Source organism: Variovorax sp. W1I1 (assembly GCF_030815625.1).
Taxonomy (GTDB): domain Bacteria; phylum Pseudomonadota; class Gammaproteobacteria; order Burkholderiales; family Burkholderiaceae_C; genus Variovorax; species Variovorax paradoxus_C.
Genome location: NZ_JAUSWZ010000001.1, coordinates 4,755,097 through 4,778,259, shown reverse-complemented (window position 1 = coordinate 4,778,259; position 23,163 = coordinate 4,755,097). Strand labels below are relative to the sequence as shown.

Here is a 23,163-nt window from a genome sequence, read left to right as displayed (position 1 = left end):
CGCCGCGCAGGGCTTCGACAGGCTCAGCCCGAACGGCTTCCAGGAATCAGTTTCGCTGCAGGAAGGCCTCGATCTCCCGCGCGACCAATTGCGGTTGCTCGTGCACGATCCAGTGGGTTGCGTTGGGCACCTTCTTGACCTCGAGCTTCGGCACGTAGTCCTCGAGCCCATCGAGCAACCCCGGCAGCAGCGCCGCGTCGTCCAGCGCCCAGAACACGAAGGTCGGCACGTTCACCGTGAGCCGTTCGTGCGGCAGCACCGGAATGCCGTCGATCGTCTGGCCCGGCAGCGGCGGCTTCATCGGCGTCACGCGGTACAGATTGCAGGCGCCGGTGAGGCCCGCGCCCCAGACCTCGCGGTACTGCTGCTTCACTTCTTCGGTCAGCCAGCCGAAGCCGTCGGGGCCGGCCTTCATCAGCGTGAAGAAGGGCCACATGCGCTTGAAGTCGTCGGCCGCGAGCAGCGCTTCGGCGTCGGGACGCGCGAGGAAGTTCATGTACGCGCTGGCCTGCTGCTGCGCTGCGCTGTTGCGCAGTTCGCGCGTGAAGGTGCCCGGGTGCGGCGAATTGATGATGACCAGCTTGCCGATCTGCGCCGGGAACGCGTTCGCGTAGCCCCAGGCGAAGGCGCCGCCCCAGTCGTGAGCGACCAGCGCGGCCATCTTGCCGTCGGCGCTTTCGGTGGCGACGAGCTGCTGGATGTCCTGGACCATCAGGTGTGCCTTGTACTCGGCCACTTCGGTCGGCGCGCTCGATTTCTCGAAGCCGCGCAGGTTGGGCGCTACGCAGCGGTAGCCGCCGTGGGCGGGGTCGGCGAAGTAATCGAGCAGCTCGTCCCAGATGAACGCGGCCTCGGGAAAGCCGTGCAGGAACACCATCAGCGGCTGGCCCGGCTTGCCGCTCGCGCGGCAGCTCAGGGTGGTGCCGTTGGGCAGGCTGCGTTGGAAGGTCTCGATCATGCTTCGTGTCTCCTTGGGTTGACTGTCGCTATTTTTTTGATAGTGAGCTGAGCAGGCGGGACGGTCAATGCAGCCGTTCGGCCTCAGGTTTCTTCCGGTGGCTCCGGTGTTTCCTGCGGCTCCTGCGATTGGGCCGGCGCAGCGCCACCTTCCGGATGCACCCACTGCCAGAGCAACTGGGCTGCGTCGCCGACGCCCTGCTTCTTCAGCGCCGAGAACAGTTTGACCTCGCCGCCGCCGGCCTGGAGTCGCGTAATCGACAGCACCTTGGCGGCTTCGCTGCGCGTGAGCTTGTCGGACTTGGTCAGCAGGATGAGGAACTTGAGGCCTTGCTGCACGCGCGGGCGGATCACATCGAGCAGGATCTCGTCGAGCTCGGTCAGACCGTGGCGCGGATCGCACATCAGGACAACCCCTCGCAGGCTTTCACGCGTGATGAGGTAATTGCCCATCACGCGCTGCCAGCGCAGCTTGGCTTCCTTCGGCACGGCCGCGTAGCCGTAGCCGGGGAGGTCGGCCAGCACCGCATCGTCGACCTTCTGCTTGCCGATGCCGAACAGGTTGATGTGCTGCGTGCGGCCCGGCGTCTTCGAGGCAAAAGCCAGGCGCGTCTGCTGCGTGAGGGTGTTGATGGCGGTCGATTTACCGGCGTTCGATCGGCCGACGAAAGCGATCTCCGGAAGGTCGACCGGAGGCAGGTGTTCCAGTTGCGGAGCGCTGGTGAGGAAGTGGGCGGTGTGCAACCAGCCGAGGGCCACGCGCTCGCGTTCGGCGACCTGCGGGTCCGCGGCGGGGGCCGCGCGGGGGGGATAAGCGGCGGACTTGGCGCGCGGGGAGGTCATCAATGGGCTTTCGGAACGGGGCGCCATTGTAGAATCGCGGGGTTTTGCGCCATAAATCTAAGCCCCCGATATGAAGTTGTTTGCCAATATTCTGCTTGCAGCCCTCTTGGGTAGTGCAGTCAGCGCGAGTTTTGCAGCCGATGAACATGCAGCGGCCCCCGCGGCGGCAGCGGCCAAGCCGGCCAAGCCCGATCCCGCCAAGGGCGACACGGTGTTCAACGCAACGCCGGCCAACAGCCAGAGCTGCGCTTCGTGCCACAACGCCGACGGCAACTCGGCCATCGCGGCCAACCCGAAGCTGGCGCAACAACATCCCGAATACATCCTCAAGCAGCTGCAGGACTTCAAGTCCGGCGCCCGCAAGAGCGCAATCATGAAGCCGCTGGCTTCGGCGCTGTCCGAAGAAGACATGCGCAACATCGCCTGGTTCGTCGGTTCGAAGAAGGTGAAGACGGGCTTCTCGAAAGACAAGGACACCATCGCCCTCGGCGAGAAGATCTACCGCGGCGGCATCGGCGATCGCCAGATCCCGGCCTGCGCCGGCTGCCACAGCCCGAACGGCGCCGGCATTCCCGCCCAGTACCCGCGCCTGGGTGGCCAGAACGCCGAGTACACCGTTGCCCAGCTCACCGCCTTCCGCGACAACGTGCGCAACAACAGCCTGCCGATGACCGGCGTTGCCGCCAAGCTCAACGACCGCGAAATCAAGGCCGTGGCCGACTACATCGCCGGCCTGCGCTGACCCCGCGCTTTCCAGCGTGAACTAACCGCCGACAACAATCCCAAACAAAGGGCGGGCCGATCCAGGAGGATGGCCCGCCCTTTTGCTTTTTTCCCTTTTTCCAGCGCCCCACCCGATGTCAGTCTCCACCCATGGCCTTCGCGTTCATCGCGGCCCGCAAGTGCTTCGCGCGGCGGTGGAGCTGTTCTCGTCGATGCGCTTCGCGATCGCGCTGCTCACCGTCCTCTGCATCGCCTCGATCATCGGCACGGTCATCAAGCAGCACGAGCCGATCAACAACTACATCAACCAGTTCGGGCCGTTCTGGGCGGAGCTGTTCCGCGCGGCGCGGCTCGATTCGATCTACAGCGCCTGGTGGTTCCTGCTGATCCTGCTGTTCCTGGTGATCAGCACCACGCTGTGCATCGCGCGCAACACGCCGCGCATCCTGATCGACCTGAAGACCTTCAAGGAAGACATCCGCGCGCAGAGCCTGAAGGCTTTCGGCCAGCGTGCCGAGAACACACTGGCGGAAACGCCGGATGCCGCCGCCAACCGCATCGGCCAGTTGCTGGTGAGCGGCGGCTGGAAGGTCAAGCTGCAGCAGCGCGAGGGCTCCGGCGACGGCAAGGCCGCTGCCGGCTGGATGGTTGCCGCGCGCGCGGGCGGCGCGCACAAGCTGGGCTACATCGCGGCGCACAGCGCCATCGTGCTGGTGTGCATCGGCGGTCTGCTCGACGGCGACCTCGTGGTGCGCGCGCAGACCTGGTTCAACGGCAAGAGCGTGTTCACCGGCGGCGGCATGATCGCCGACGTGGCGCCCGAGCACCGGCTCTCGGTCAACAACCCGACCTTCCGCGGCAACATCCTCGTGCCCGAGGGCGGGCAGGGCAGCGTGGCGATCCTGAACCAGGCCGACGGCGTGCTGCTGCAGGAGCTGCCGTTCTCCATCGAGCTCAAGAAATTCATCGTCGACTACTACTCGACGGGCATGCCCAAGCTCTTCGCGAGCGAGGTGGTGCTGCACGACCGCGAGACCGGCGCGCAGGTGCCGGCGCGCATCGAGGTGAACCATCCCGCGAGCTACAAGGGCGTGGAGATCTACCAGTCGAGCTTCGACGACGGCGGCTCCAAGGTGAAGCTCAAGGCGGTGCCGATGGCGGCCGCGGCCAAGCCCTTCGAGGTCGAGGGGATCATCGGCGGCCCGAGCACCGAGATCACCAACGGCAAGGACAAGCTCACGCTCGAATACGCCGCGCTGCGGGTGATCAACGTCGAGAACTTCGCCGATGGCGGCGCGATGGGAAGCGGTGCCGATGTGCGCAAGGTCGACCTGCGTCACAGCCTCGAGTCGCGCCTGGGCGCGGCCAACAAGACCAACAAACCCAAGGTGCTGCGCAACATCGGTCCGAGCATCGGCTACAAGCTGCGCGACGCGGCCGGCCAGGCGCGGGAATACCAGAACTACATGGTGCCGGTGGACACCGGCGACGGCCAGCCGGTGTTCCTGCTGGGCATGCGCGAGAAGCCCGAAGACCCGTTCCGCTACCTGCGCGTGCCGGCCGACGAGCAGGGCTCCATGGACGGCTTCGTGCGCATGCGCACCGCGCTTGCAGACCCCGACGCCCGCGCGCGCGCCATCGAGCGCTACATCGCCAAGGCGACCGATCCGAAGCGGCCCGAAATGGCCGAGCAGCTGCGCGTGTCGGCCACCCGGGCCCTCGCGCTGTTCTCGGGAAGCGAACGCGCCCGTGCCGATGCCACGACGGCCGGCGGCTGGCAGGCGATCGCCGAATTCATGGAAGTCAACGTGCCGGAGGCCGAACGCGAACGCGCCGGCGCGGTGCTGGTGCGCATCCTCAACGACGTGCTGTTCGAAGTGCTCAACCTGAGCCGCGAAGGCGCCGGCCTCGCGGCCGTGCCGAGCGACGACAAATCGCAGGCCTACCTCACCCAGGCGGTGCTGGCCATCAGCGATGCGCACTTCTACCCGGCGCCGGTCGCGATGGTGATGACCGACTTCACCCAGGTGCAGGCCAGCGTGTTCCAGGTGGCGCGCGCCCCTGGGAAGAACGTCGTCTATCTCGGGTGTCTGTTGCTGATCGTCGGGATTTTTGCCATGCTGTACGTGCGCGAGCGGCGCCTCTGGGTGTGGCTCACGCCCGATGGAGCGGCTTCCGGAGACAACGCCACGGCCGCCACGATGGCCTTCTCGGTCAACCGCAAGACGATCGACAGCGACCGCGAATTCGAGCATCTCAAGCACAAGCTGCTCGCGTTGAACAAAAGAGAACCAGAGACACCATGAACACCACGACCCTCACGCTCAATGAAAGCTGGCTCTCGCGCCGGAACCTGTTCGACTGGGTGTTCGCGGCGCTGGTGCTGGCGGGCGGGCTGTTCGCGTTCACCCGCTATGCGGGGTCGATGGACTACTACGAGAAGCCGATCCTCGCCGCCGCGGTGATCGCGATGATTTCCATCGGCTGGTTCTGGCGCCCGCTGCGGGTGCTGGCGATCGTGGTGGCCGCGGCCTCGCTGCTGGCGATCACCTCCTACCAGGGTGACCTGGCGCGCGCCGACTCGGTGTTCTGGCTCAAGTACTTCCTCTCGAGCCAGTCGGCCATCCTCTGGATGAGCGTGCTGTTCTTCATGAGCACGGTGTTCTACTGGCTCGGCTTCTTCGGTGGCAAGCAGGCAGACACCTTCGATGCGATCGGCTCGCGCCTGGCTTGGGCGGCAGTGACGATGGCGCTGATCGGCACCATGGTGCGCTGGTACGAGAGCCACCAGCTTGGCCCGGACATCGGCCACATCCCGGTGAGCAACCTGTACGAGGTGTTCGTGCTGTTCTGCTGGCTGACCGCCGCGTTCTACCTCTACTTCGAAGAGCGCTACAACACGCGCGCGCTCGGCGCCTTCGTGATGCTGGTGGTGAGCGCCGCGGTCGGCTTTCTGCTCTGGTACACGATCGTGCGCGAGGCGCATGAAATCCAGCCGCTGGTGCCGGCCCTGCAGAGCTGGTGGATGAAGCTGCATGTGCCCGCCAACTTCATCGGCTACGGCACCTTCGCGCTCGCGGCCATGGTCGCGTTCGCCTACCTCATCAAGGAACAGGCCACCGAGACCCGCTGGTACAAGCTCACGCCGATCTGGCTCCTGGGCGTGGCGCTGTGCTTCGTGCCGGTGGCTTTCCGGCAGCGCGTGCAGGAAGCCGGTGGCAGCTATTGGGTGATCTACGCGGGCATCTCGGCGCTGATCGCCGCGGGCATCCTGCTCGGGCGCAAGCGCATCGCGGCGCGCCTGCCCGCCAACGAGGTGCTCGACGACGTCATGTACAAGTCGATCACCGTCGGCTTCGCCTTCTTCACCATCGCCACCGTGCTCGGCGCCCTGTGGGCCGCCGATGCCTGGGGCGGCTATTGGAGCTGGGACCCGAAGGAAACCTGGGCGCTGATCGTCTGGCTCAACTACGCGGCCTGGCTGCACATGCGGCTCGTGAAGGGCCTGCGCGGCACGGTGGCCGCGTGGTGGGCCCTGGGCGGGCTGGCGGTGACCACCTTCGCCTTCCTGGGCGTCAACATGTTCCTGAGCGGGCTGCACAGCTACGGCACCCTGTAGGCGCAGGCCCTCGGCCTTTCGCGAAGAATTGAAACCACGCGCCGCGCTGGCGCGTAACCAAATCGGGGCGGCTCACGAACTACCCTGAGACCAACGATTCACGCGAAAGGCCTGTCATGTCGTTCCATTCCCGCTCGCACCGCCGCGACACCAGCGGCTTCATCCATCCGCTGTCGAGCGAAATCACGCCGCGCGCCGCCTACGAAGGCCGGCGCGACCTGCTCAAGCTGATGGCCACGGGCGCGGCCGGTGCGGCACTGGCCAGCTTTGCAGGACGCGAGGCCTTCGCCCAGGCGACCGGCCCGCACAAGCTGGCGCTGCTGCCCGCCATCAAATCGACGGTGCCCGGCGCGCAGACCATGGACAAGCTCACCGACTACAAGGACGCGTCGAGCTACAACAACTTCTACGAGTTCGGCACCGACAAGGGCGATCCGGTCAAGAACGCCGGCACGCTGAAGACTCGCCCATGGACCGTCGAGGTCGAGGGCCTGGTCAAGAAGCCGGGCAAGTACGGCATCGAGGACCTGCTCAAGCTCAGCGCGCAGGAAGAGCGCATCTACCGCCTGCGCTGTGTCGAGGGCTGGTCGATGGTGATTCCGTGGATCGGCTATTCGCTGGCCGAGCTCATCAAGAAGGTCGAGCCGCAGGGCAACGCCAAGTTCATCGAGTTCGTGACGCTGGCCGATCCGAAGACCATGCCCTTTGTCGGTTCGCGCGTGCTCGACTGGCCCTACACCGAGGGCCTGCGCATGGACGAGGCGATGCATCCGCTCACGCTGCTGGCCTTCGGCATGTACGGCGAGGTGCTGCCCAACCAGAACGGCGCGCCGGTGCGCCTCGTGGTGCCATGGAAGTACGGCTTCAAGTCGGCCAAGTCGATCGTGAAGATCCGCTTCGTCGAAAAAGAGCCGAGCACCGCCTGGAACAAGGCGGCGGCGCAGGAATACGGCTTCTATTCGAACGTGAACCCGAACGTCGACCACCCGCGCTGGAGCCAGGCGACCGAGCGCCGCATCGGCGACGGCGGTGGCCTCTTCGCCAAGCGCAACAAGACGCTGCTGTTCAACGGCTATGAAGCGCAGGTCGGCCAGTTGTACGCGGGCATGGACCTGAAGAAGAACTACTGAGGCGGGCGCGCACCCCTGCTGCCCGCGGGGGCGCGACCCGAACGCCATGAACAAGCTGCTGCTCCATCCCGCCGCCAAGCCCCTCGTCTTTGTGCTGTGCCTGCTGCCGTTCGCGTGGCTGGCATACGGCGTGGTCGTTGGGGAATTGGGACCCAACCCTCAGGAGTACCTGATCCGCGCGACCGGCGACTGGACGCTGCGCTTCATCTGCATCGTGCTGGCGGTGACGCCGCTGCGCGTCATCAGCAAATGGAACGCGCTTGCGCGCTTTCGCCGCATGCTGGGCCTCTTCGCGTACTTCTACGTGGTGCTGCACCTCTTGTGCTACAGCGGGTTCGACATGGGCTTCGAATGGGGCGAGATCGCCAAGGACATCGCCAAGCGGCCGTTCATCCTGGTGGGCTTCTCGGCCTTCGTGTTGCTGACACCGCTCGCGGCCACCTCGTTCAATCGTGCGATCAAGGCGATGGGGGCGAAGCGCTGGCAGATGCTGCACAAGCTGGTGTACGTGATCGCCGGCCTGGGCCTGCTGCACTTCTTCTGGATGCGGGCGGGCAAGAACAACTTTGCGGAAGTGTTCGTCTACGCCGCGATCATCGCGGTGCTGCTGGGATGGCGCGTGCTGAACTACGCGAGCAAGCGGAAGGCGAAGAAGGTACCTGCGGGTGCGCGCGGCGGCGAGAAGCCGCTGCGCAGCACCAGCTAGTCAGACCAGTTCGTTGCGCAGCTGGTCTTCCATCGTCTCGCGGCGACGGATCAGCGCGGCGCTCTGGCCGCTCACCAGCACTTCGGCTGCACGCGGACGCGTGTTGTAGTTGCTGGACATGCTCATGCAGTACGCGCCCGCCGACAGCACGCCGAGCAGATCGCCAGCCAGCACGTTGAGCGCGCGATCGCGGCCGATCCAGTCGCCGCTTTCGCAGACCGGGCCGACCACGTCGTAGGTCGGTGCCTCGCCGGTGCGGATGCGCAGCGGCACGATCTTCTGGAAGGCCTGGTACATCGCGGGGCGCGGCAGGTCGTTCATTGCCGCATCGACGATGCAGAAATTCTTGTCTTCGCCGGGCTTGGTGTAGAGCACTTCGGTCACGCACACGCCCGCGTTGCCGACCAGCGAGCGGCCGGGTTCGATGACGAGCTTGCGCGCGCCGAAGCCACGTGCGTCGAGCTTTGCAAGCAACTGCTGCCAGAGGTCATCGGCCTTGGGCGGCACTTCGCCGTTGTAGTCGATGCCCAGGCCGCCGCCGAAGTCGAGGTGATGGATCGGCACGCCGGCCGCCTCGATCGCCTCGACCAAGTCGAGGATGCGGTCGCAGGCATCGAGGTAGGGCGAGGCTTCGGTGATCTGCGAACCGATGTGGCAATCGATGCCGACCACCTCGAGGCCCGGCAGCCTGGCGGCATGGCGATAAGCCTCGACAGCGCGGTCATGCGCAATGCCGAACTTGTTGCCCTTGAGACCGGTGGAAATGTAGGGATGCGTCTTCGGATCGACGTTCGGATTGATGCGGATGCTGATCGGCGCGCGGCTGCCTTCGGCCAGCGCCACTTCGTTCAGCACGTCGAGCTCGGCCTCGCTCTCGACGTTGAAGCAGGCAATGCCGGCCGCGAGGGCCTGGCGCATTTCCGCGCGGGTCTTGCCGACGCCCGAGAAGATGATCTTCTTCGGATCGGCGCCTACAGCCAGCACGCGGGCAAGCTCGCCGCCCGAGACGATGTCGAAGCCGCAGCCCGCTTCGGCGAACACGCGCAGCACGCCGAGCGACGAGTTGGCCTTCATCGCGTAGCAGATCAGGGCGTCTCGGCCTTCGAAGCCGCGCTGGTAGGCGGCCAGCGCGTCGAGCATCCATTGCTTCGAATAAACGAACAGCGGCGTGCCGTGTTCGCGCGCCAAGGCGTCGAGGGCCAGCCCCTCGACATGAAGGGCGCCGTCGCGGTGGGCAATATGGGGATGGCCGGGGAGGGAGGCGTTCATCACTTGGGCGCTCCGTTGCCGGTGGTGGCTGCGGCCGGCGCGCTGCTGGCGGCGGCAGGCTTGGGTGCCGCTTGGCTGGAAGACGCGCTGGAGTCGCCGGGGGTGATCAACTGTGGCAAGGTGGCCCGCTGGGCCGCTGCCGGATCGTTCGGCAGGTACAACGCGCCGCGCTGGCCGCAGGCTGCGAGCCCGGCGGCCGCAGCGGCGATGCAAACCATGAGCACAGTGCGGCCGCGGGCGGTCACTAGAATTTGGCGAACATTCAACATAGCGAAATTGTAATGACCGACACCGAGTACATGGACCGCGCCGAAGCCGCGCTTGCTGCGATCGAGCGAGCCTGCGATCGCATCAACGACGCGACCGACGCCGATCTCGACAACCAGCGGGTGGGCGGGATGATCACGATTTCCTTCCAGAACGGGAGCCAGCTGATCGTGAACCTGCAGAAGCCGCTGCAGGAGATCTGGCTGGCCGCCCGGTCCGGTGGCTATCACTACCGGCACGACGGCCAGGCCTGGGTCGACACCAAGACGGGCGAGGAGTTCTTCGGCAATCTCTCGCGCGAAGCCACGCTGCAGGCAGGCCAGCCGCTGAAATTCGCGGCCGCCTGATTCGCTGTCGTCAGTTCCGGAACAGATCGAGGATGCGGTTGCGCTCCTCCGGCGGTGCCGGCGGGCTCACCGGCGCGCCGGTCAGGGCCTCGACCGGTGCGACGGGCGCGGCAGCTTCCACGCCGAGTGTCGCGACACCGCGGCCCGGCGCGTAGTCGTCGTAGTACCACTCGCCACCGACGTTCACGATGCCCGAAGGCGGCGTGGTCGACAGGTCGGTCACGGGCACGCCCTTGAGGGCGGTTTCCATGTAGTTGATCCAGATCGGCAGGCTCAGGCCGCCGCCGGTTTCGCGGTCGCCCAAGTTGCGCGGCGTGTCGTAGCCGATCCATGAGATGGCTGTCATCGTGGGCTGGAAGCCCGCGAACCACGCATCGAGCGAGTCGTTGGTGGTGCCGGTCTTGCCGTAGAGGTCGACACGCTTGAGCATGGCCTGTGCCTTCGCGGCGGTGCCGGCGCGAGCCACGGAATTGAGCAGCGTGTCCATGATGAAGGCGTTGCGCTGGGGAATGGCACGGTTCGCCTCGTTGAGCAGCGAGGGCTGCTTGTCGACCAGGAGCTTGTCCTTGTGGTCGGTGATGCGGGTCACGAGGTACGGATTGACGCGGTACCCGCCATTGGCAAAGACCGAGTAGCCCACCGCCATCTGCATCGGGGTGACGGCCCCTGCGCCCAGCGCCATGGGCAGGTAGGCGGGGTGCTTGTCCTTGTCGAAGCCGAAGTTGGTGATCCAGTCCTGCGCATAGCGCGTGCCGATGGACTGCAGGATGCGGATCGACACCAGGTTCTTCGACTTCATGAGCGCCGTGCGCATCGACATCGGGCCGTCGTAGCCGCCGCCGTAGTTCTTCGGCTCCCAGGGCTGGCCGCCGGTGGTGCCGGCATCGAAGAAGAGCGGGCCGTCGTTGATGACGGTCGCGGGAGTGAAGCCCTTCTCGAGCGCCGCCGAGTAGATGAACGGCTTGAAGCTCGATCCCGGCTGGCGCCAGGCCTGCGTGACGTGGTTGAACTTGTTCTTGCCGAAATCGAAACCGCCGACCAGCGCCTTGATGGCGCCGTCGCGTGGGTCCATGGCGATGAACGCGCCTTCCACCTCGGGCAACTGCGTGATTTCCCAGGTGTTCTTGGGCGTCTTCACCACGCGGATCACCGCGCCGCGGCGGATCTTGATGTTGGGCGGCGCCTTGTCGGAGAGCCCGGACTGCGCCGGCTTGAGGCCTTCGCCAGTGATCTGCACCGGATCGCCGTTGCCGCGCACCGCATTGATTTCCTTGGCATTGGCCTTGAGCACCACGGCCGCCATGACATCGCCGTTGTCCGGATGGTCGGTCAGCGCGTCGTCGACGGCTTCGTCCAGGTCCTTGGGGTCGTTGGGCAGGTCGACGAACTTCTCGGGGCCACGGTAGATCTGGCGGCGCTCGTAATCCATGATGCCCTTGCGCAGCGCCTTGTAGGCAGCCGCCTGGTCGGCAGCGACCAGCGAGGTGTAGACCTTCAGGCCGCGCGTGTAGGTGCTGTCGCCGTACTGCGCATACATGAGCTGGCGCACGGTTTCGGCGACGTACTCGGCGTGCAGGCGGTTCGGATCGGCAGCGTCGCGCAGGTGCAGTTCTTCCTTCTTGGCTTCGGCCGCCTGCTCGGCGGTGATGAAGCCGGCTTCCTGCATGCGATCGATCACATAGAACTGGCGGCCGCGCGCGCGCTGCGGGTTGTTGACCGGGTTGTTCGCGCCCGGCGCCTTCGGCAGGCCGGCCAGCATGGCGGCTTCCGCGATCGTCAGGTCCTGCAGCGGTTTGCCGAAATACGCTTCCGACGCGGCGGCGAAACCGTAGGCGCGATTGCCCAGGTAGATCTGGTTCAGGTAGATCTCGAAGATCTGGTCCTTGCTGAGCAGGTGCTCCAGCTTGAAGGTCAGCAGCACCTCGTAGACCTTGCGGGTCAGCGTCTTCTCGGAACTCAGGTAGACATTGCGCGCCACCTGCATCGTGATGGTCGAGGCGCCCTGGCTCTTCACGCGGTTCAGGTTGGCAAGGCCAGCGCGAACCATGCCCTTGTAGTCGACGCCGCCGTGGTCATAGAAGCGCGCGTCCTCGGCGGCGAGCACCGCGTCCTTCACCACCTTGGGAATGGCGGCGATCGGCGTGAGGTTGCGGCGCTCTTCGCCGAACTCGCCGATCAGCGTGCCTTCGGCGGAAAAAACCCGCAGCGGCAGCTTGGGCCGGTAGTCGGAGAGTTCCGAGATGTCCGGCAGGTTCGGATAAGCGACAGCCAGCGCCACCGCGACCACACAGAGGACCGACAGCACACCGGCCGCGGCAATGCCGAACCCCCAGAACACGAAGCGCAGCAGCCATTTGAGCCAGGCTGGGCGTGCGGAAGGAGGGGTCTTGGCTGGCCCTTTGGGGCGTGAAGTTTCTTGCATGAGGGCCCGGAGAGTCACCCGACATTATAAAAAGCCGTCCCTTCGGCCGCGGTTCGATCTTTGCTGTCTCGCACAGTCCTAATTCGAAAGTTACAGAATGCGGCTTTGACGTCAGGTTTTGACAACGTTTTGCCGTTTTGCCCCCCTTGGTTGCTTGGTTGGTACAACGCCTGCTGCTAGAGTGCAACCGAACGCATATTTTTCCATTGGTTACAAATACAGGGGGAGAGGGACCTAACTTGGCTGCTCTTGGATCATTGTTTCGTCGTCAAAACGCCCCCTTGCTTGGGCTGGATGTCAGTTCGTCCAGCGTCAAGCTGGTAGAGCTCGGCCGTGAGGCCAGCGGCAAGCTGGTTCTGGAGCGCTGTGCCATCGAACCCCTGGAACGCGGTTGGATCACCGACGGCAACGTCGAGAAGTTCGACGAGGTGGCCGAGGCTGTCCGGCGCGTCGTGCGCAAGAGCGGCACCAAGACGCGCAACGTCGCGCTCGCGCTGCCGCCTTCTGCGGTGATCACCAAGAAGATCATTCTTCCCGGTGGCATGAGCGAGCAGGAACTCGAGATCCAGGTCGAGTCCGAAGCCAACCAATACATTCCCTTCTCGCTGGACGAGGTGAGTCTCGACTTCTGCGTCACGGGCCCCAGCACCACGTCCGCCGGCGATGTGGAAGTGCTGATCGCCGCCTCCCGCAAGGAAAAGGTCCAGGACCGCGAAGGCCTGGCCGAAGCGGCCGGGCTGAAGGCCATGATCCTGGACGTCGAGTCCTATGCCTCGCGCCTCGCGACCGCGCGCCTGATCGAGCAGCTGCCCGGCAAGGGCGTGGATTCGATCGTGGCGCTGTTCGAAGTCGGCGCCTTCACCACCAGCATGCAGGTGCTGCGTAACCAGGAGGTGCTGTATGACCGCGACCAGGCCTTCGGTGGTGCGCAGTTGACCCAGCTGATCGTCCGCCAGTACGGCTTTTCCGCTGAAGAAGCCGAAGCCAAGAAGCGCAGCGGCGACCTTCCCGACGACTACGGCTCGGGCGTGCTCAAGCCCTTCGTGGAAAGCATCGCGCAGGAAATCGCACGTGCGCTGCAGTTCTTCTTCACCAGCACGCCGCACAACCGGGTCGACTATGTGCTGTTGGCCGGCGGTTCGTCGTCGCTGCCGGGCCTGACCAGTGCCGTCACCCGTCAGACCTCTTTTGCCTGCTCGCTCGTCAATCCGTTCGACGGCATGGACTTCGGGCCGAGCATCCGCGAGAAGAAGGTGCGGCGTGAAGCGCCTTCGTACCTGACCTCTTGCGGCCTTGCCATGCGGAGATTCCTGCAGTGATCCTCATCAATCTGCTTCCGCACCGCGAAGCCGCACGCAAGCGGCGTCGCGAAGCTTTCTATGGAACCCTCGGCGGCGCTGCGCTGCTGGGCGGCTTGATCGCAGGCCTCGGTTACCTCTGGTTCGAGGCGCAAATTTCGACCCAGCAATCGAAGAACAGCTTCCTGCAGGCCGAGATCAAGAAGCTCGAAGTCGAGATCAAGGAAATCTCGACGCTGCAGGAAGAAATTGCGGCTCTGCGCGCGCGTCAACAGGCGGTCGAAGACCTGCAGGGCGACCGCAACCTGCCCGTGCACCTGCTCAACGAGCTGGTCCGGCAACTGCCCGACGGCGTCTACCTCACCACCATGAAGCAGGACAACCAGACCGTCACGCTGCAAGGCATGGCGCAGTCGAACGAGCGCGTGTCCGAGCTGCTGCGCAATCTGGGCAACAACAGCCCGTGGCTGGTGAAGCCGGAGCTGGTCGAAATCACTTCGACGACGGTCAATCTGAGCCAGCGCGACCAGCGCCGCGTCGCGAATTTCACGATGAAGATCGGCTTGAAGCGGCCGACCGATGCGCAGAAGGCCGCAGCCGACAAGGCATTGGCTGCAGCGGCACAGGCCAAGGGGTAATCGATCATGGCAAGCAATCGCCCCTCCCAAAAAGTAGACATGGCCGCTGTACTGCGCAGCGCCGGCGACCAGTTCCGCGGACTCAATCCGAACGATCCGTCGATGTGGCCGGCAGTGCCGCGCTATGCCTTGTGCCTGGCCGTGACCGCGCTGGTGCTCGTGGCGCTGTGGTTCGTGTGGCTCACCAACTCCAATGACCAGCTCGAGAGCGAGCGCGCCAAGGAAGTGACGCTCAAGGCCGACTACCAGAAGAAGGTCGCGCAGGCAGCCAATCTCGATCTGCTGAAGAAGCAGCGCGAGCAGGTGCAGCAATATGTGACCCTGCTTGAGAAGCAGCTGCCCAGCAAGGCCGAAATGGACGCGTTGCTCTCGGACATCAACCAGGCAGGGCTCGGGCGAAGCCTGCAGTTCGAGCTGTTCCGCCCCGGTTCGATATCTGTGAAGGACTATTACGCCGAGCTTCCGATTGCCGTTCGCGTGACGGGGCGTTACCACGACATGGGTGCTTTCGCCGCCGACGTCGCGAGCCTCTCGCGCATCGTGACGCTCAACAACGTGACGATCACGCCGCAAAAGGACAAGGACGTGCTGACGATGGACGCCACCGCGCGCACCTTCCGCTATCTCGATGAAGACGAGCGGGCCGCCCAGAAACGCGCCACGGCGCCGAAGGCGAAGAAATGAGAGTGGCAAGCAAAGTCCTGTGGCTCATGCTGGCCACGGCGGGCCTGAGCGCCTGCGATTCAGGCCAGGAAGACCTCCAGCGCTGGATGGTCGAGCAGCGCGCCCAGGTGAAGCCTTCGGTGCCGCCGATTGCCGAGCCCAAGAAATTCACGCCCCAGGCGTATACCGAAGGCTCGTCTTTCGAGCCGTTCAACATCCTGAAGCTGACGCAGGCGCTGCGCCGCGAATCGAACCAGCCGAGCACCTCGGAGCTGATCGCGCCCGAACTGGCGCGCCGCAAGGAATCGCTGGAAGCCTTCCCGCTCGACTCGATGGCCATGGTCGGCAGCATGAACCGCAACGGCCAGCCGGTGGCGCTGGTTCGTGTCGACAAGCTGCTCTACAAGGTGCGCGTCGGCGAATACCTGGGGCTCAACTACGGGCGCATTACCCGTATCAACGAAACCGAAGTCGCCTTGCGTGAAATCGTGCAAGACGCCGCCGGTGAATGGATCGAACGCGTAGCGACATTGCAGCTGCAAGAGAGTGCGAAATGAACCAAAAAAAATCAACGATGGCACAGTGGCTGCGCGCCGCCGGGCTGGGTCTGCTGGCCTTCGGTGCAGTTGCCGTCGCCCATGCGCAAAACGCGATCGAGGCTGTGACCAGCTCGACCCAATCCGGCGCCGAGGTGATCCGGATCGATCTCGCCAAGCCGCTCACGGCGGTGCCGGCCGGATTCGCCGTCCAGACGCCGGCGCGGATCGCGCTCGACTTCCCGGGCGTGACGAATGCGATCGGGCGCTCTGCCATTGAGGTGAACCAGGGCAACCTGCGTTCGGTGAACGTAGTGCAAGCCGGTGAGCGCAGCCGCGTGGTGCTGAACCTGAAGCAAGCCACGGCTTACAAGACCGAAATTCAGGGCAAGTCGCTGTTGGTCATCCTTGAGCCGGTCGCCGGAACGGCGCTCGCAGCTTCGTCGGCCACCGTGTTCGCGGAGAACCGCAACCGCGACACGCTCCCCCTGCGCGATGTCGATTTCCGTCTCGGTGCCGACAGCACGGGCCGCGTGATCGTCGACTTGCCGAACAACCAGGTGGGCGTCGACGTCAAGCAGCAGGGCAAGAACCTCGTCGTGGAGTTCACCAAGTCGACGCTGCCCGAGGGCCTGCGCCGCCGCCTCGATGTGGGTGATTTCGGAACGCCGGTTCAACTGATCACGTCGCAGCAGTCAGGCGACCGCGTGCGCATGACGATCGAAGCCAAGGGCGACTGGGAACACAGCGCCTACCAGAGCGAAAACCAGTTCGTGGTGGAAGTCCGCGCCCGCAAGGTCGATCCGACCAAGCTGACGCAAGGTGTGGGCTACAACGGCGAGAAGCTCTCGCTGAACTTCCAGAACATCGAGATCCGCTCGTTGCTGCAGGTGATCGCCGACTTCACGAACTTCAACATCGTGACCTCGGACTCGGTGACTGGCGCGCTGACGCTGCGTTTGAAGGATGTGCCGTGGGATCAAGCCCTGGACATCATCATGCAGGCGAAGAACCTGGGCATGCGCAAGAACGGCAGCGTGCTGTGGATCGCGCCGAAGGATGAAATCAACGCCAAGGAAAAGCTCGAATTCGAGGCCAAGGCCGCAATTGAGAATCTGGAGCCGCTGCGCACGCAATCGTTTCAGCTGAACTACACAAAGGCCATTGCCATTGCGCAAGGGTTGACTGGTACTGGAGCTTCTGCCGGCGGCGGAGGGGGCGGCGGCGGAAGCAGTGGCACCACCACTCGCATCCTGAGTCCTCGCGGCAGCGTCATCGCAGAGTCCCGAACCAATCAGTTGTTCGTGTCTGACATTCCATCGCGCCTGGCCCAGGTGACGGAACTGATTCAGAAGTTGGACATTCCCGTCCGTCAGGTGCTGATCGAAGCGCGGATCGTGGAGGCTTCCGACACATTCGGCAAGTCGCTCGGCGTTCGCCTGGGTGGCGGCATCGCGGGAGAGCGCATCGCCTCTTCGGCCGGCAATCGCGCATTCGGGACAGTGGGTGTCATGCCTGTGACGGGCACTGGCAGCACCGGCGGCACTCCCTCCACCACCTGGACCAATTCCAACTTCGTCAACCTGCCGGCAGGTGATGCAGGCCAAGCAGGTACTGCGGCCGGCGCTTTCGCGATCTCGCTGTTCAACTCGAGCTTCTCCCGCATGCTGAACCTTGAAATCTCCGCACTGGAAGCCGACGGCAAGGGCAAGCTGGTTTCCAGCCCCCGCGTCATCACGGCCGATCAGACCAAGGCGCTGATCGAGCAGGGCGAAGAAATTCCTTATCAGCAAGCAACGTCCAGCGGTGCGACTTCCATCTCCTTCCGCAAGGCCGTGCTGAAGCTCGAGGTGACTCCGCAGATCACGCCCGAAGGCAACATCATCTTGACCCTAGACGTGAGCAAGGACGCTCGTGGCGTGAACACTTCGGCGGGTCCGGCCATCAACACCAAGCACGTGCAGACCGAAGTGCTGGTGGAGAACGGCGGCACGGTTGTCATCGGTGGTATCTTCGAACTCACCGAAACCAATGACGAGTCGCGCGTGCCGGTGCTGGGTGAAATCCCCTACATGGGGGCATTGTTCCGCAAGCGCGAACGCATTGCCAACAAGACTGAAATGCTCGTCTTTATCACTCCAAAGATGATTACCGACCGCAACGCCGCGCGCTGACGCGCGGGCGTAGCAGCTACCGCGTGGCGGTCGCACTCGTCGGCTTGCCCGGCGCCGGAAAATCCGCAGTGGGCCGGCGCCTGGGGGCGCGGCTGAACACTCCATTCATCGACACCGATCACGTGATCGAACAGCGCATCGGCTGCTCGATCCGTGACTACTTCGACCGCGAAGGCGAAGTGGCCTTCCGGGATATCGAACAGACCGTCATCGCGGATCTCGCTGCTAACGCCCAAGGCGTGCTGGCCACTGGCGGCGGTGCCGTCCTGCGGGAAGCCAACCGCAGCCAGTTGCGGGATCACTTCCACGTGATCTACCTGCGCTCCTCCCCCGAAGACCTGTTCAGGCGTCTGCGCCACGACGTCAAGCGGCCGCTCTTGCAGGTGGCCGATCCGCTCGGGCGTCTTCGTGAGCTGCACGATGCACGCGACCCGCTGTATCGCGAGACGGCCCACGACGTGGTCGACACCGGCCGCCCCTCGATCGCCATGCTGGTCAACATCATCGTGATGCAACTCGAACTGGCCGGTATCGTCGTGCCGGGCGCCCATCCGGAAGAGCCCGCCTCCTGAGTCCGGCTTGGCCGCAGCGCCTAAACTCGCTGCCATGCCATTGCCCGCACCTTCCGCACCGCCAGAACGCGTCGACATCCAGCTCGGCGAACGCAGCTACCCCATCCTGATCGGCGCCGGCTTGCTGGACGATCCGGCGAGCTTCGCGGCCACACCCGCGGCGGCCAGCGCGCTGATCGTCAGCAACACCACGGTCGCTCCGCTCTACGCCAAGGCCCTTCGGACCGCATTGGCGAACCGCTTTCGCACCGTGCACCTGCTCGAGCTTCCCGACGGCGAGGTCTACAAGAACCTGGAGACCCTGAACCTGATCTTCGACGCGCTGCTGGGCCACGGCAGCGACCGCAAGACCGTGCTGTTCGCCCTGGGCGGCGGCGTGGTGGGCGACATGACCGGCTTCGCCGCCGCGAGCTACATGCGCGGCGTGCCCTTCGTCCAGGTGCCGACCACACTGCTGGCGCAGGTCGATTCGTCGGTCGGCGGTAAAACTGCCATCAACCATCCGCTGGGCAAGAACATGATCGGCGCGTTCTATCAACCGCAGCTCGTGGTCTGCGACCTGGGCACGCTGCAGACGCTGCCGCCGCGCGAACTCAGCGCAGGGCTGGCCGAAGTGATCAAGTACGGCCCGATCCACGACATGGCCTTCTTCGACTGGATCGAGACGAACATCGATGCGCTGGTCGCACGCGATCCGGCTGCGCTGGCCTATGCCGTCAAGCGCAGCTGCGAGATCAAGGCGCTGGTGGTCGGCCAGGACGAGCGCGAGATGGGCCTGCGCGCCATCCTGAATTTCGGCCACACCTTTGGCCATGCGATCGAATCGGGGCTTGGATATGGCGAGTGGCTGCACGGCGAGGCGGTCGGTTGCGGCATGGTCATGGCGGCGCACCTGTCGCAGCGGCTGGGCGGCGTGGACACAGCCTTCGTCGAACGGCTCACGCGTCTAATCAAACGCGCGGGCCTGCCGATCGTTGGCCCGGCGCTGGGTGCCGATCGCTACCTGGAACTGATGCGCGTCGACAAGAAATCCGAAGCCGGCGAAATCCGTTTCGTGGTGATCGACAAGCCCGGCTCCGCCGCGGTCAGCAGCGCGCCCGACGCACTGGTGCGCGAAGTGCTCGCGCAGTGCTGCGTGGAATGAGCCTCGCGGCGTTCGCCTGCCATCCCGCGCAGTCGCGCGGCCGCCGTCATGCCGAGCCGCCCGCGCCCACGCGCGATGCCTTCCAGCGCGACCGTGACCGCATCGTGCATTCCACGGCGTTCCGCCGGCTGGTCTACAAGACCCAGGTTTTCCTGAACCACGAAGGCGACCTGTTCCGCACGCGGCTCACGCATTCGCTGGAGGTCGCGCAGCTGGGCCGCTCGATCGCACGCGCCTTGCGCCTGAATGAAGACCTGGTCGAGGCGATTGCCCTCGCGCACGACCTGGGCCACACGCCCTTCGGCCATGCCGGCCAGGATGCGCTGAACGAATGCATGGCCGAGCACGGCGGCTTCGAGCACAACCTGCAGAGCCTGCGCGTGGTGGACGCACTGGAGCATCGCTATCCGCAGTACGACGGACTGAACCTCAGCTTCGAGACCCGCGAAGGCATCCTCAAGCATTGCTCGCGCGCGAATGCCGAACGCCTGGAATTGGCCGAGCCGAACGGCGTGGCACGCCGCTTCCTCGACCGCACGCAGCCCGGCCTCGAGGCGCAACTCTGCAACCTCGCCGACGCCATCGCGTACAACGCCCACGACATCGACGACGGCGTGCGTTCGGGCCTCATCAGCGTGGAGCAGTTGGCCGAGGTGGAACTCTTCGAGCGCTACCGCCGCGAGGCGCTGTCCGAATATCCCGACCTGCAGGGCCGCCGCGTGCTCTACGAGACCATCCGGCGCATGCTGAGCGCGCAGGTCTACGACGTGATCGATGCCACGCGCGCAGCGCTGCAAACACTGGCGCCCGCCGATGCGGACGGCGTGCGGCGTGCGCCGCCTGTCGTCGCCTTCAGCGAAGCCATGCAGTCCCAGTCGGACGAACTCAAGCGCTTCCTGTTCCGCAACCTCTATCGCCACCCGCAGGTGACGCAGACCACCGACCAGGCCCAGCAGGTCGTGCGCGAGTTGTTCGATGCCTATCTCGAGCGCGACGCCGAGATGCCTGATTCGTATGCCGGCCGCCGCGATCGTCACCGGGCCGTCGCCGACTACATCGCCGGCATGACCGACCGCTTCGCGATGCGCGAGCACGAGCGGCTGACCGGCCGGCGGGGCATCGCATGAGTACGAGTCCCGCGCCGCGCGTCCCGCTCGCGGCTTACGCCGTCATGCTCGGCGGCGTCAGTGCCGCCTTGCACCTGGGCAAGCTGCCGCCCGCCGTGCCGGCGCTGCAGGCGTCGCTCGGCATCGGGTTGGTCGAGGCGGGATTCCTGCTGTCGCTGGTGCAGGTGGCGAGCATGACGCTGGGCCTCGTAGCCGGACTCGCGGCCGACAGCATCGGCCTGCGCCGCAGCATGCTGACGGGGCTTGTGGTGCTGACGATGGCCAGCGTGCTCGGCGGCGCGGTCGGTGCAGGTCTTGTCGGCGGCGCGCACGCTGTGCAGTGGTTGCTGGTGCTGCGCGCGGTCGAGGGCATCGGTTTCCTGCTGGCGGTGATGCCGGGGCCCGGCTTGATCCGAGCCCTGACGCCGTCGGGCGCCGACAAGGCCGCGCTCGGTCTCTGGGGCGCCTACATGCCGCTCGGCGTGGCCCTGGCGCTGCTGCTCGGGCCTGCGTTGATCGCCTGGGGCGGCTGGGCCGACTGGTGGTGGGCGTTGTCGATTGTTTCTGCCGCCGCCGCGCTCTGGGTGTGGTCGACCGTGCCTGCGGACCGGCTGCGTCCGGCCGCGTCGGGCGGTGCAAGTGGAGGATGGGCATCGCGCCTGCGCTCCACCGTCGGTGCGCGCGCACCTTGGCTCACCGCACTGACGTTCGCCGTCTATTCGGCGCAGTGGATGGCCGTGATCGGCTTCTTGCCCGCGATCTACGCCGGCGCGGGCGTGCCGGCCGGCTGGAACGCGGTGCTCACCGCGATCGCGGCCGCAATGAACATCGTCGGCAACGTCGCGGGCGGCCGCTGGCTGCAGCGTGGCGTAGCGCCCGAACGGTTGCTGCAATGGGGCTTCCTGGCGATGGCGCTGGGTGGCGTGGCCGCGTTTGCCCAAGTGGGGCAGGGCGCGGACGCACTGGGTTTGCCGCCTGCGCTTCGCTACGCCGCGGTTTGCGCCTTCTCGCTCGGCGGCGGCATGGTGCCGGCCACGCTGTTCCTGCTCGGCGTGCGGCTGGCACCCAGTTCGACCACGGTTTCCACGACGGTGGGGCTGATGCAGCAGGCTTCGTCACTCGGGCAGTTCCTTGCGCCCCCGGCGGTGGCATGGGTAGCGCACCGCGTTGGCGGCTGGCACTGGACCTGGGCGGCCACGCTGGCCTGCTCGCTGGCCGGCATGGCGATCGCCCGGAAGCTGGGGCGAATTCGCCCTCCCGCGGAGGTGGCATGAGCGGCCCAGCGACAATCGACGCCTTTCAAGCCGAAGCCGACACGCGGCGCTGGCTCGAGCGAGCGGTCATCGGCCTCAACCTGTGCCCGTTCGCCAAGGCGGTGCATGTGAAGGCGCAGATCCACTACGCCGTGCACCCGCCGGCCGACGAAACCGGGCTGATGGACGCGCTTCTTGCCGAAGCCAACGAACTCGAAGCCCTCGACGCCGCCGTGCGCGACACCACCCTTTTGATCGCACCCAACACCTTGGCGGATTTTCTGGACTTCAACGATTTTCTCGGCCGCGCCGAACGCAAGCTCTCTCGAGCGGGTTTCGATGGCGTGTTCCAGCTCGCGAGCTTTCACCCGCAGTTCCAGTTCGCGGGCACCGAGCCGGACGACATCGAGAACGCGACCAACCGCGCGCCGTACCCCACGCTGCACCTGCTGCGCGAGGACAGCGTGAGCCGCGCGGTCGAGGCGTTCCCGGAAGCCGAAGCCATCTTCGAACGCAACATCGAGACGCTCGAAGCGCTGGGCCCCGAGGGCTGGGCGGCACTCGACGTGGGACCAGGGAGTGCCCGACCATGAACGCACACACTGCCGCCAAGGCCACGAAGACGAACAAGGCCGCCAAGGCCGACGCTGAATTGACCGAGGTTTTGCGCCCCGGGCAGTCCATCGAACTGCTCAAGGAGCTGCACATCCTCACGCGCGAGGGGCGGCTCAACCAGGACTCGCGGCGCAAGCTCAAGCAGGTCTATCACCTGTTCCAGTTCATCGAGCAGCTGCTTCGCGAGCTGCCGGGCGAGGGCGCCGAGGCCACGCTGGCCGACCACGGCGCGGGCAAGTCGTACCTCGGTTTCATTATCTACGACCTGTTCTTCCGGGCACGCCAGGGCGGGCATGTCTACGGCATCGAGACGCGCGCCGAACTGGTCGAGCGCTCGCGCAAGCTGGCTGAGCACCTGGGCTTCGGCCGCATGTCGTTCTTGAACCTCACGGTGGCCGAATCGGCGAATGCGAGCGAGCTGCCGGCGCAGATCGATGTGGTCACCGCGCTGCATGCCTGCGACACCGCGACCGACGACGCCATTGCCTTCGGCCTCGCGAAGAAGGCGCGCTGCATGGTGCTGGTGCCGTGCTGCCAGGCGGAAGTGGCCGCGTGCCTGCGCGAAACCAAGGCGCTGGCCCTGTCGCGCACCCCGCTTGCGGAGCTCTGGCGCCATCCGTTGCACACGCGCGAGATCGGCAGCCAGCTCACCAACGTGCTGCGCTGCCTGTACCTCGAAGCCAACGGCTATAGCGTCACTGTCACCGAACTGGTCGGTTGGGAGCACAGCATGAAGAACGAGCTGATCCTGGCGCGCTACACCGGCCAGCGCAAGGCGAGCGCGGCGACGCGATTGGGCGAATTGCTGTCGCAGTTCGGGCTCGACGCACTGGGCGATACGCGGTTTCGTCTGGCCTGAGAGGCTGAGCGCTTGCTGGCCG

General features: G+C 65.6%; 22 protein-coding genes. 17 read left to right on the top strand and 5 right to left on the bottom strand.

The features are described 5' to 3' along the window. Positions 1-46: 46 nt before the first annotated feature. Positions 47-958, bottom strand: a complete 912-nt coding sequence (locus QFZ83_RS22465; protein WP_013539676.1) for an alpha/beta fold hydrolase — start codon at positions 956-958, stop codon at positions 47-49. 83 nt (positions 959-1,041) lie between these two features. Continuing rightward, positions 1,042-1,800: a ribosome biogenesis GTP-binding protein YihA/YsxC gene (gene yihA / locus QFZ83_RS22460; protein WP_307510195.1), complete on the bottom strand. Its 759-nt coding sequence runs from the start codon at positions 1,798-1,800 to the stop codon at positions 1,042-1,044. Between the two features lie 70 nt (positions 1,801-1,870). Between yihA and QFZ83_RS22455 the strand changes: the two genes are divergently transcribed. The 5 genes from QFZ83_RS22455 (at position 1,871) to QFZ83_RS22435 (ending at position 7,978) form a co-directional block, all read left to right on the top strand. Next, on the top strand, positions 1,871-2,542 hold the full coding sequence (locus tag QFZ83_RS22455; RefSeq protein WP_307510193.1) for a cytochrome c: 672 nt from the start codon (positions 1,871-1,873) through the stop codon (positions 2,540-2,542). A gap of 115 nt (positions 2,543-2,657) precedes the next feature. Beyond that, positions 2,658-4,829, top strand: coding sequence for a cytochrome c biogenesis protein ResB (locus tag QFZ83_RS22450; RefSeq protein WP_307510191.1), 2,172 nt, complete (start codon positions 2,658-2,660; stop codon positions 4,827-4,829). Next, a complete protein-coding gene (gene ccsB / locus QFZ83_RS22445; RefSeq protein WP_042579063.1) occupies positions 4,826-6,142 on the top strand; it encodes a c-type cytochrome biogenesis protein CcsB in 1,317 nt (438 codons plus the stop codon). Before QFZ83_RS22450 ends, ccsB begins: the two co-directional genes overlap by 4 nt. Before the next feature lie 116 nt (positions 6,143-6,258). Next, the gene (gene msrP, locus QFZ83_RS22440; protein WP_307510189.1) at positions 6,259-7,272 is read left to right on the top strand and encodes a protein-methionine-sulfoxide reductase catalytic subunit MsrP; all 1,014 of its coding nucleotides are present in this window, start codon (positions 6,259-6,261) and stop codon (positions 7,270-7,272) included. 46 nt (positions 7,273-7,318) lie between these two features. After that, entirely contained in the window at positions 7,319-7,978 is a 660-nt protein-coding gene (locus tag QFZ83_RS22435) for a sulfite oxidase heme-binding subunit YedZ (RefSeq protein WP_307510186.1), read from the top strand. Here the strand turns inward: QFZ83_RS22435 and lysA are convergent, their stop codons facing one another. Together lysA and QFZ83_RS22425 are read right to left on the bottom strand one after the other, a co-directional pair. Next, positions 7,979-9,247 (bottom strand): diaminopimelate decarboxylase, encoded by a 1,269-nt coding sequence (lysA, locus tag QFZ83_RS22430; protein WP_307510183.1) that lies wholly within the window; start codon positions 9,245-9,247, stop codon positions 7,979-7,981. Beyond that, a complete protein-coding gene (locus tag QFZ83_RS22425; RefSeq protein WP_013539684.1) occupies positions 9,247-9,516 on the bottom strand; it encodes a lipoprotein in 270 nt (89 codons plus the stop codon). The genes lysA and QFZ83_RS22425 overlap by 1 nt, the downstream gene beginning before the upstream one ends. Before the next feature lie 12 nt (positions 9,517-9,528). Here QFZ83_RS22425 and cyaY point away from each other — a divergent pair, with 12 nt between their 5' ends. After that, a complete protein-coding gene (cyaY, locus tag QFZ83_RS22420) occupies positions 9,529-9,861 on the top strand; it encodes an iron donor protein CyaY (protein WP_307510182.1) in 333 nt (110 codons plus the stop codon). A gap of 10 nt (positions 9,862-9,871) precedes the next feature. Here cyaY and QFZ83_RS22415 read toward each other — a convergent pair whose 3' ends face one another. Further along, positions 9,872-12,283 carry a penicillin-binding protein 1A gene (locus QFZ83_RS22415; protein WP_307510179.1) on the bottom strand — a complete coding sequence of 804 codons (2,412 nt, stop codon included), beginning with the start codon at positions 12,281-12,283 and terminating at the stop codon, positions 9,872-9,874. A 239-nt stretch (positions 12,284-12,522) separates the two neighbouring features. Here QFZ83_RS22415 and QFZ83_RS22410 point away from each other — a divergent pair, with 239 nt between their 5' ends. Genes QFZ83_RS22410 through QFZ83_RS22360 form a run of 11 tightly spaced genes read left to right on the top strand, consistent with a single transcriptional unit; the run spans position 12,523 to position 23,141 of the window. Then, a complete protein-coding gene (locus QFZ83_RS22410; RefSeq protein ID WP_306880280.1) occupies positions 12,523-13,602 on the top strand; it encodes a pilus assembly protein PilM in 1,080 nt (359 codons plus the stop codon). Next, entirely contained in the window at positions 13,599-14,219 is a 621-nt protein-coding gene (locus tag QFZ83_RS22405) for a PilN domain-containing protein (RefSeq protein WP_013539688.1), read from the top strand. Before QFZ83_RS22410 ends, QFZ83_RS22405 begins: the two co-directional genes overlap by 4 nt. Before the next feature lie 6 nt (positions 14,220-14,225). Beyond that, positions 14,226-14,903 carry a type 4a pilus biogenesis protein PilO gene (locus QFZ83_RS22400; RefSeq protein ID WP_307510177.1) on the top strand — a complete coding sequence of 226 codons (678 nt, stop codon included), beginning with the start codon at positions 14,226-14,228 and terminating at the stop codon, positions 14,901-14,903. Then, positions 14,900-15,439 (top strand): pilus assembly protein PilP, encoded by a 540-nt coding sequence (locus tag QFZ83_RS22395; RefSeq protein WP_013539690.1) that lies wholly within the window; start codon positions 14,900-14,902, stop codon positions 15,437-15,439. The genes QFZ83_RS22400 and QFZ83_RS22395 overlap by 4 nt, the downstream gene beginning before the upstream one ends. Beyond that, positions 15,436-17,592 (top strand): type IV pilus secretin PilQ, encoded by a 2,157-nt coding sequence (gene pilQ, locus QFZ83_RS22390; RefSeq protein ID WP_306880167.1) that lies wholly within the window; start codon positions 15,436-15,438, stop codon positions 17,590-17,592. Before QFZ83_RS22395 ends, pilQ begins: the two co-directional genes overlap by 4 nt. A 23-nt stretch (positions 17,593-17,615) precedes the next feature. Then, positions 17,616-18,164 (top strand): shikimate kinase, encoded by a 549-nt coding sequence (locus QFZ83_RS22385; RefSeq protein WP_306880166.1) that lies wholly within the window; start codon positions 17,616-17,618, stop codon positions 18,162-18,164. Positions 18,165-18,198: 34 nt separating this feature from the next. Next, positions 18,199-19,308 (top strand): 3-dehydroquinate synthase, encoded by a 1,110-nt coding sequence (aroB, locus tag QFZ83_RS22380; protein ID WP_307510175.1) that lies wholly within the window; start codon positions 18,199-18,201, stop codon positions 19,306-19,308. Further along, a complete protein-coding gene (locus QFZ83_RS22375) occupies positions 19,305-20,435 on the top strand; it encodes a deoxyguanosinetriphosphate triphosphohydrolase (RefSeq protein WP_307512796.1) in 1,131 nt (376 codons plus the stop codon). Before aroB ends, QFZ83_RS22375 begins: the two co-directional genes overlap by 4 nt. Then, a complete protein-coding gene (locus QFZ83_RS22370; RefSeq protein ID WP_307510173.1) occupies positions 20,432-21,688 on the top strand; it encodes a CynX/NimT family MFS transporter in 1,257 nt (418 codons plus the stop codon). Before QFZ83_RS22375 ends, QFZ83_RS22370 begins: the two co-directional genes overlap by 4 nt. Next, positions 21,685-22,260, top strand: coding sequence for a DUF1415 domain-containing protein (locus tag QFZ83_RS22365; RefSeq protein ID WP_307510171.1), 576 nt, complete (start codon positions 21,685-21,687; stop codon positions 22,258-22,260). The genes QFZ83_RS22370 and QFZ83_RS22365 overlap by 4 nt, the downstream gene beginning before the upstream one ends. Beyond that, the gene (locus QFZ83_RS22360; protein ID WP_013539697.1) at positions 22,257-23,141 is read left to right on the top strand and encodes an SAM-dependent methyltransferase; all 885 of its coding nucleotides are present in this window, start codon (positions 22,257-22,259) and stop codon (positions 23,139-23,141) included. The genes QFZ83_RS22365 and QFZ83_RS22360 overlap by 4 nt, the downstream gene beginning before the upstream one ends. Positions 23,142-23,163: the final 22 nt, after the last annotated feature.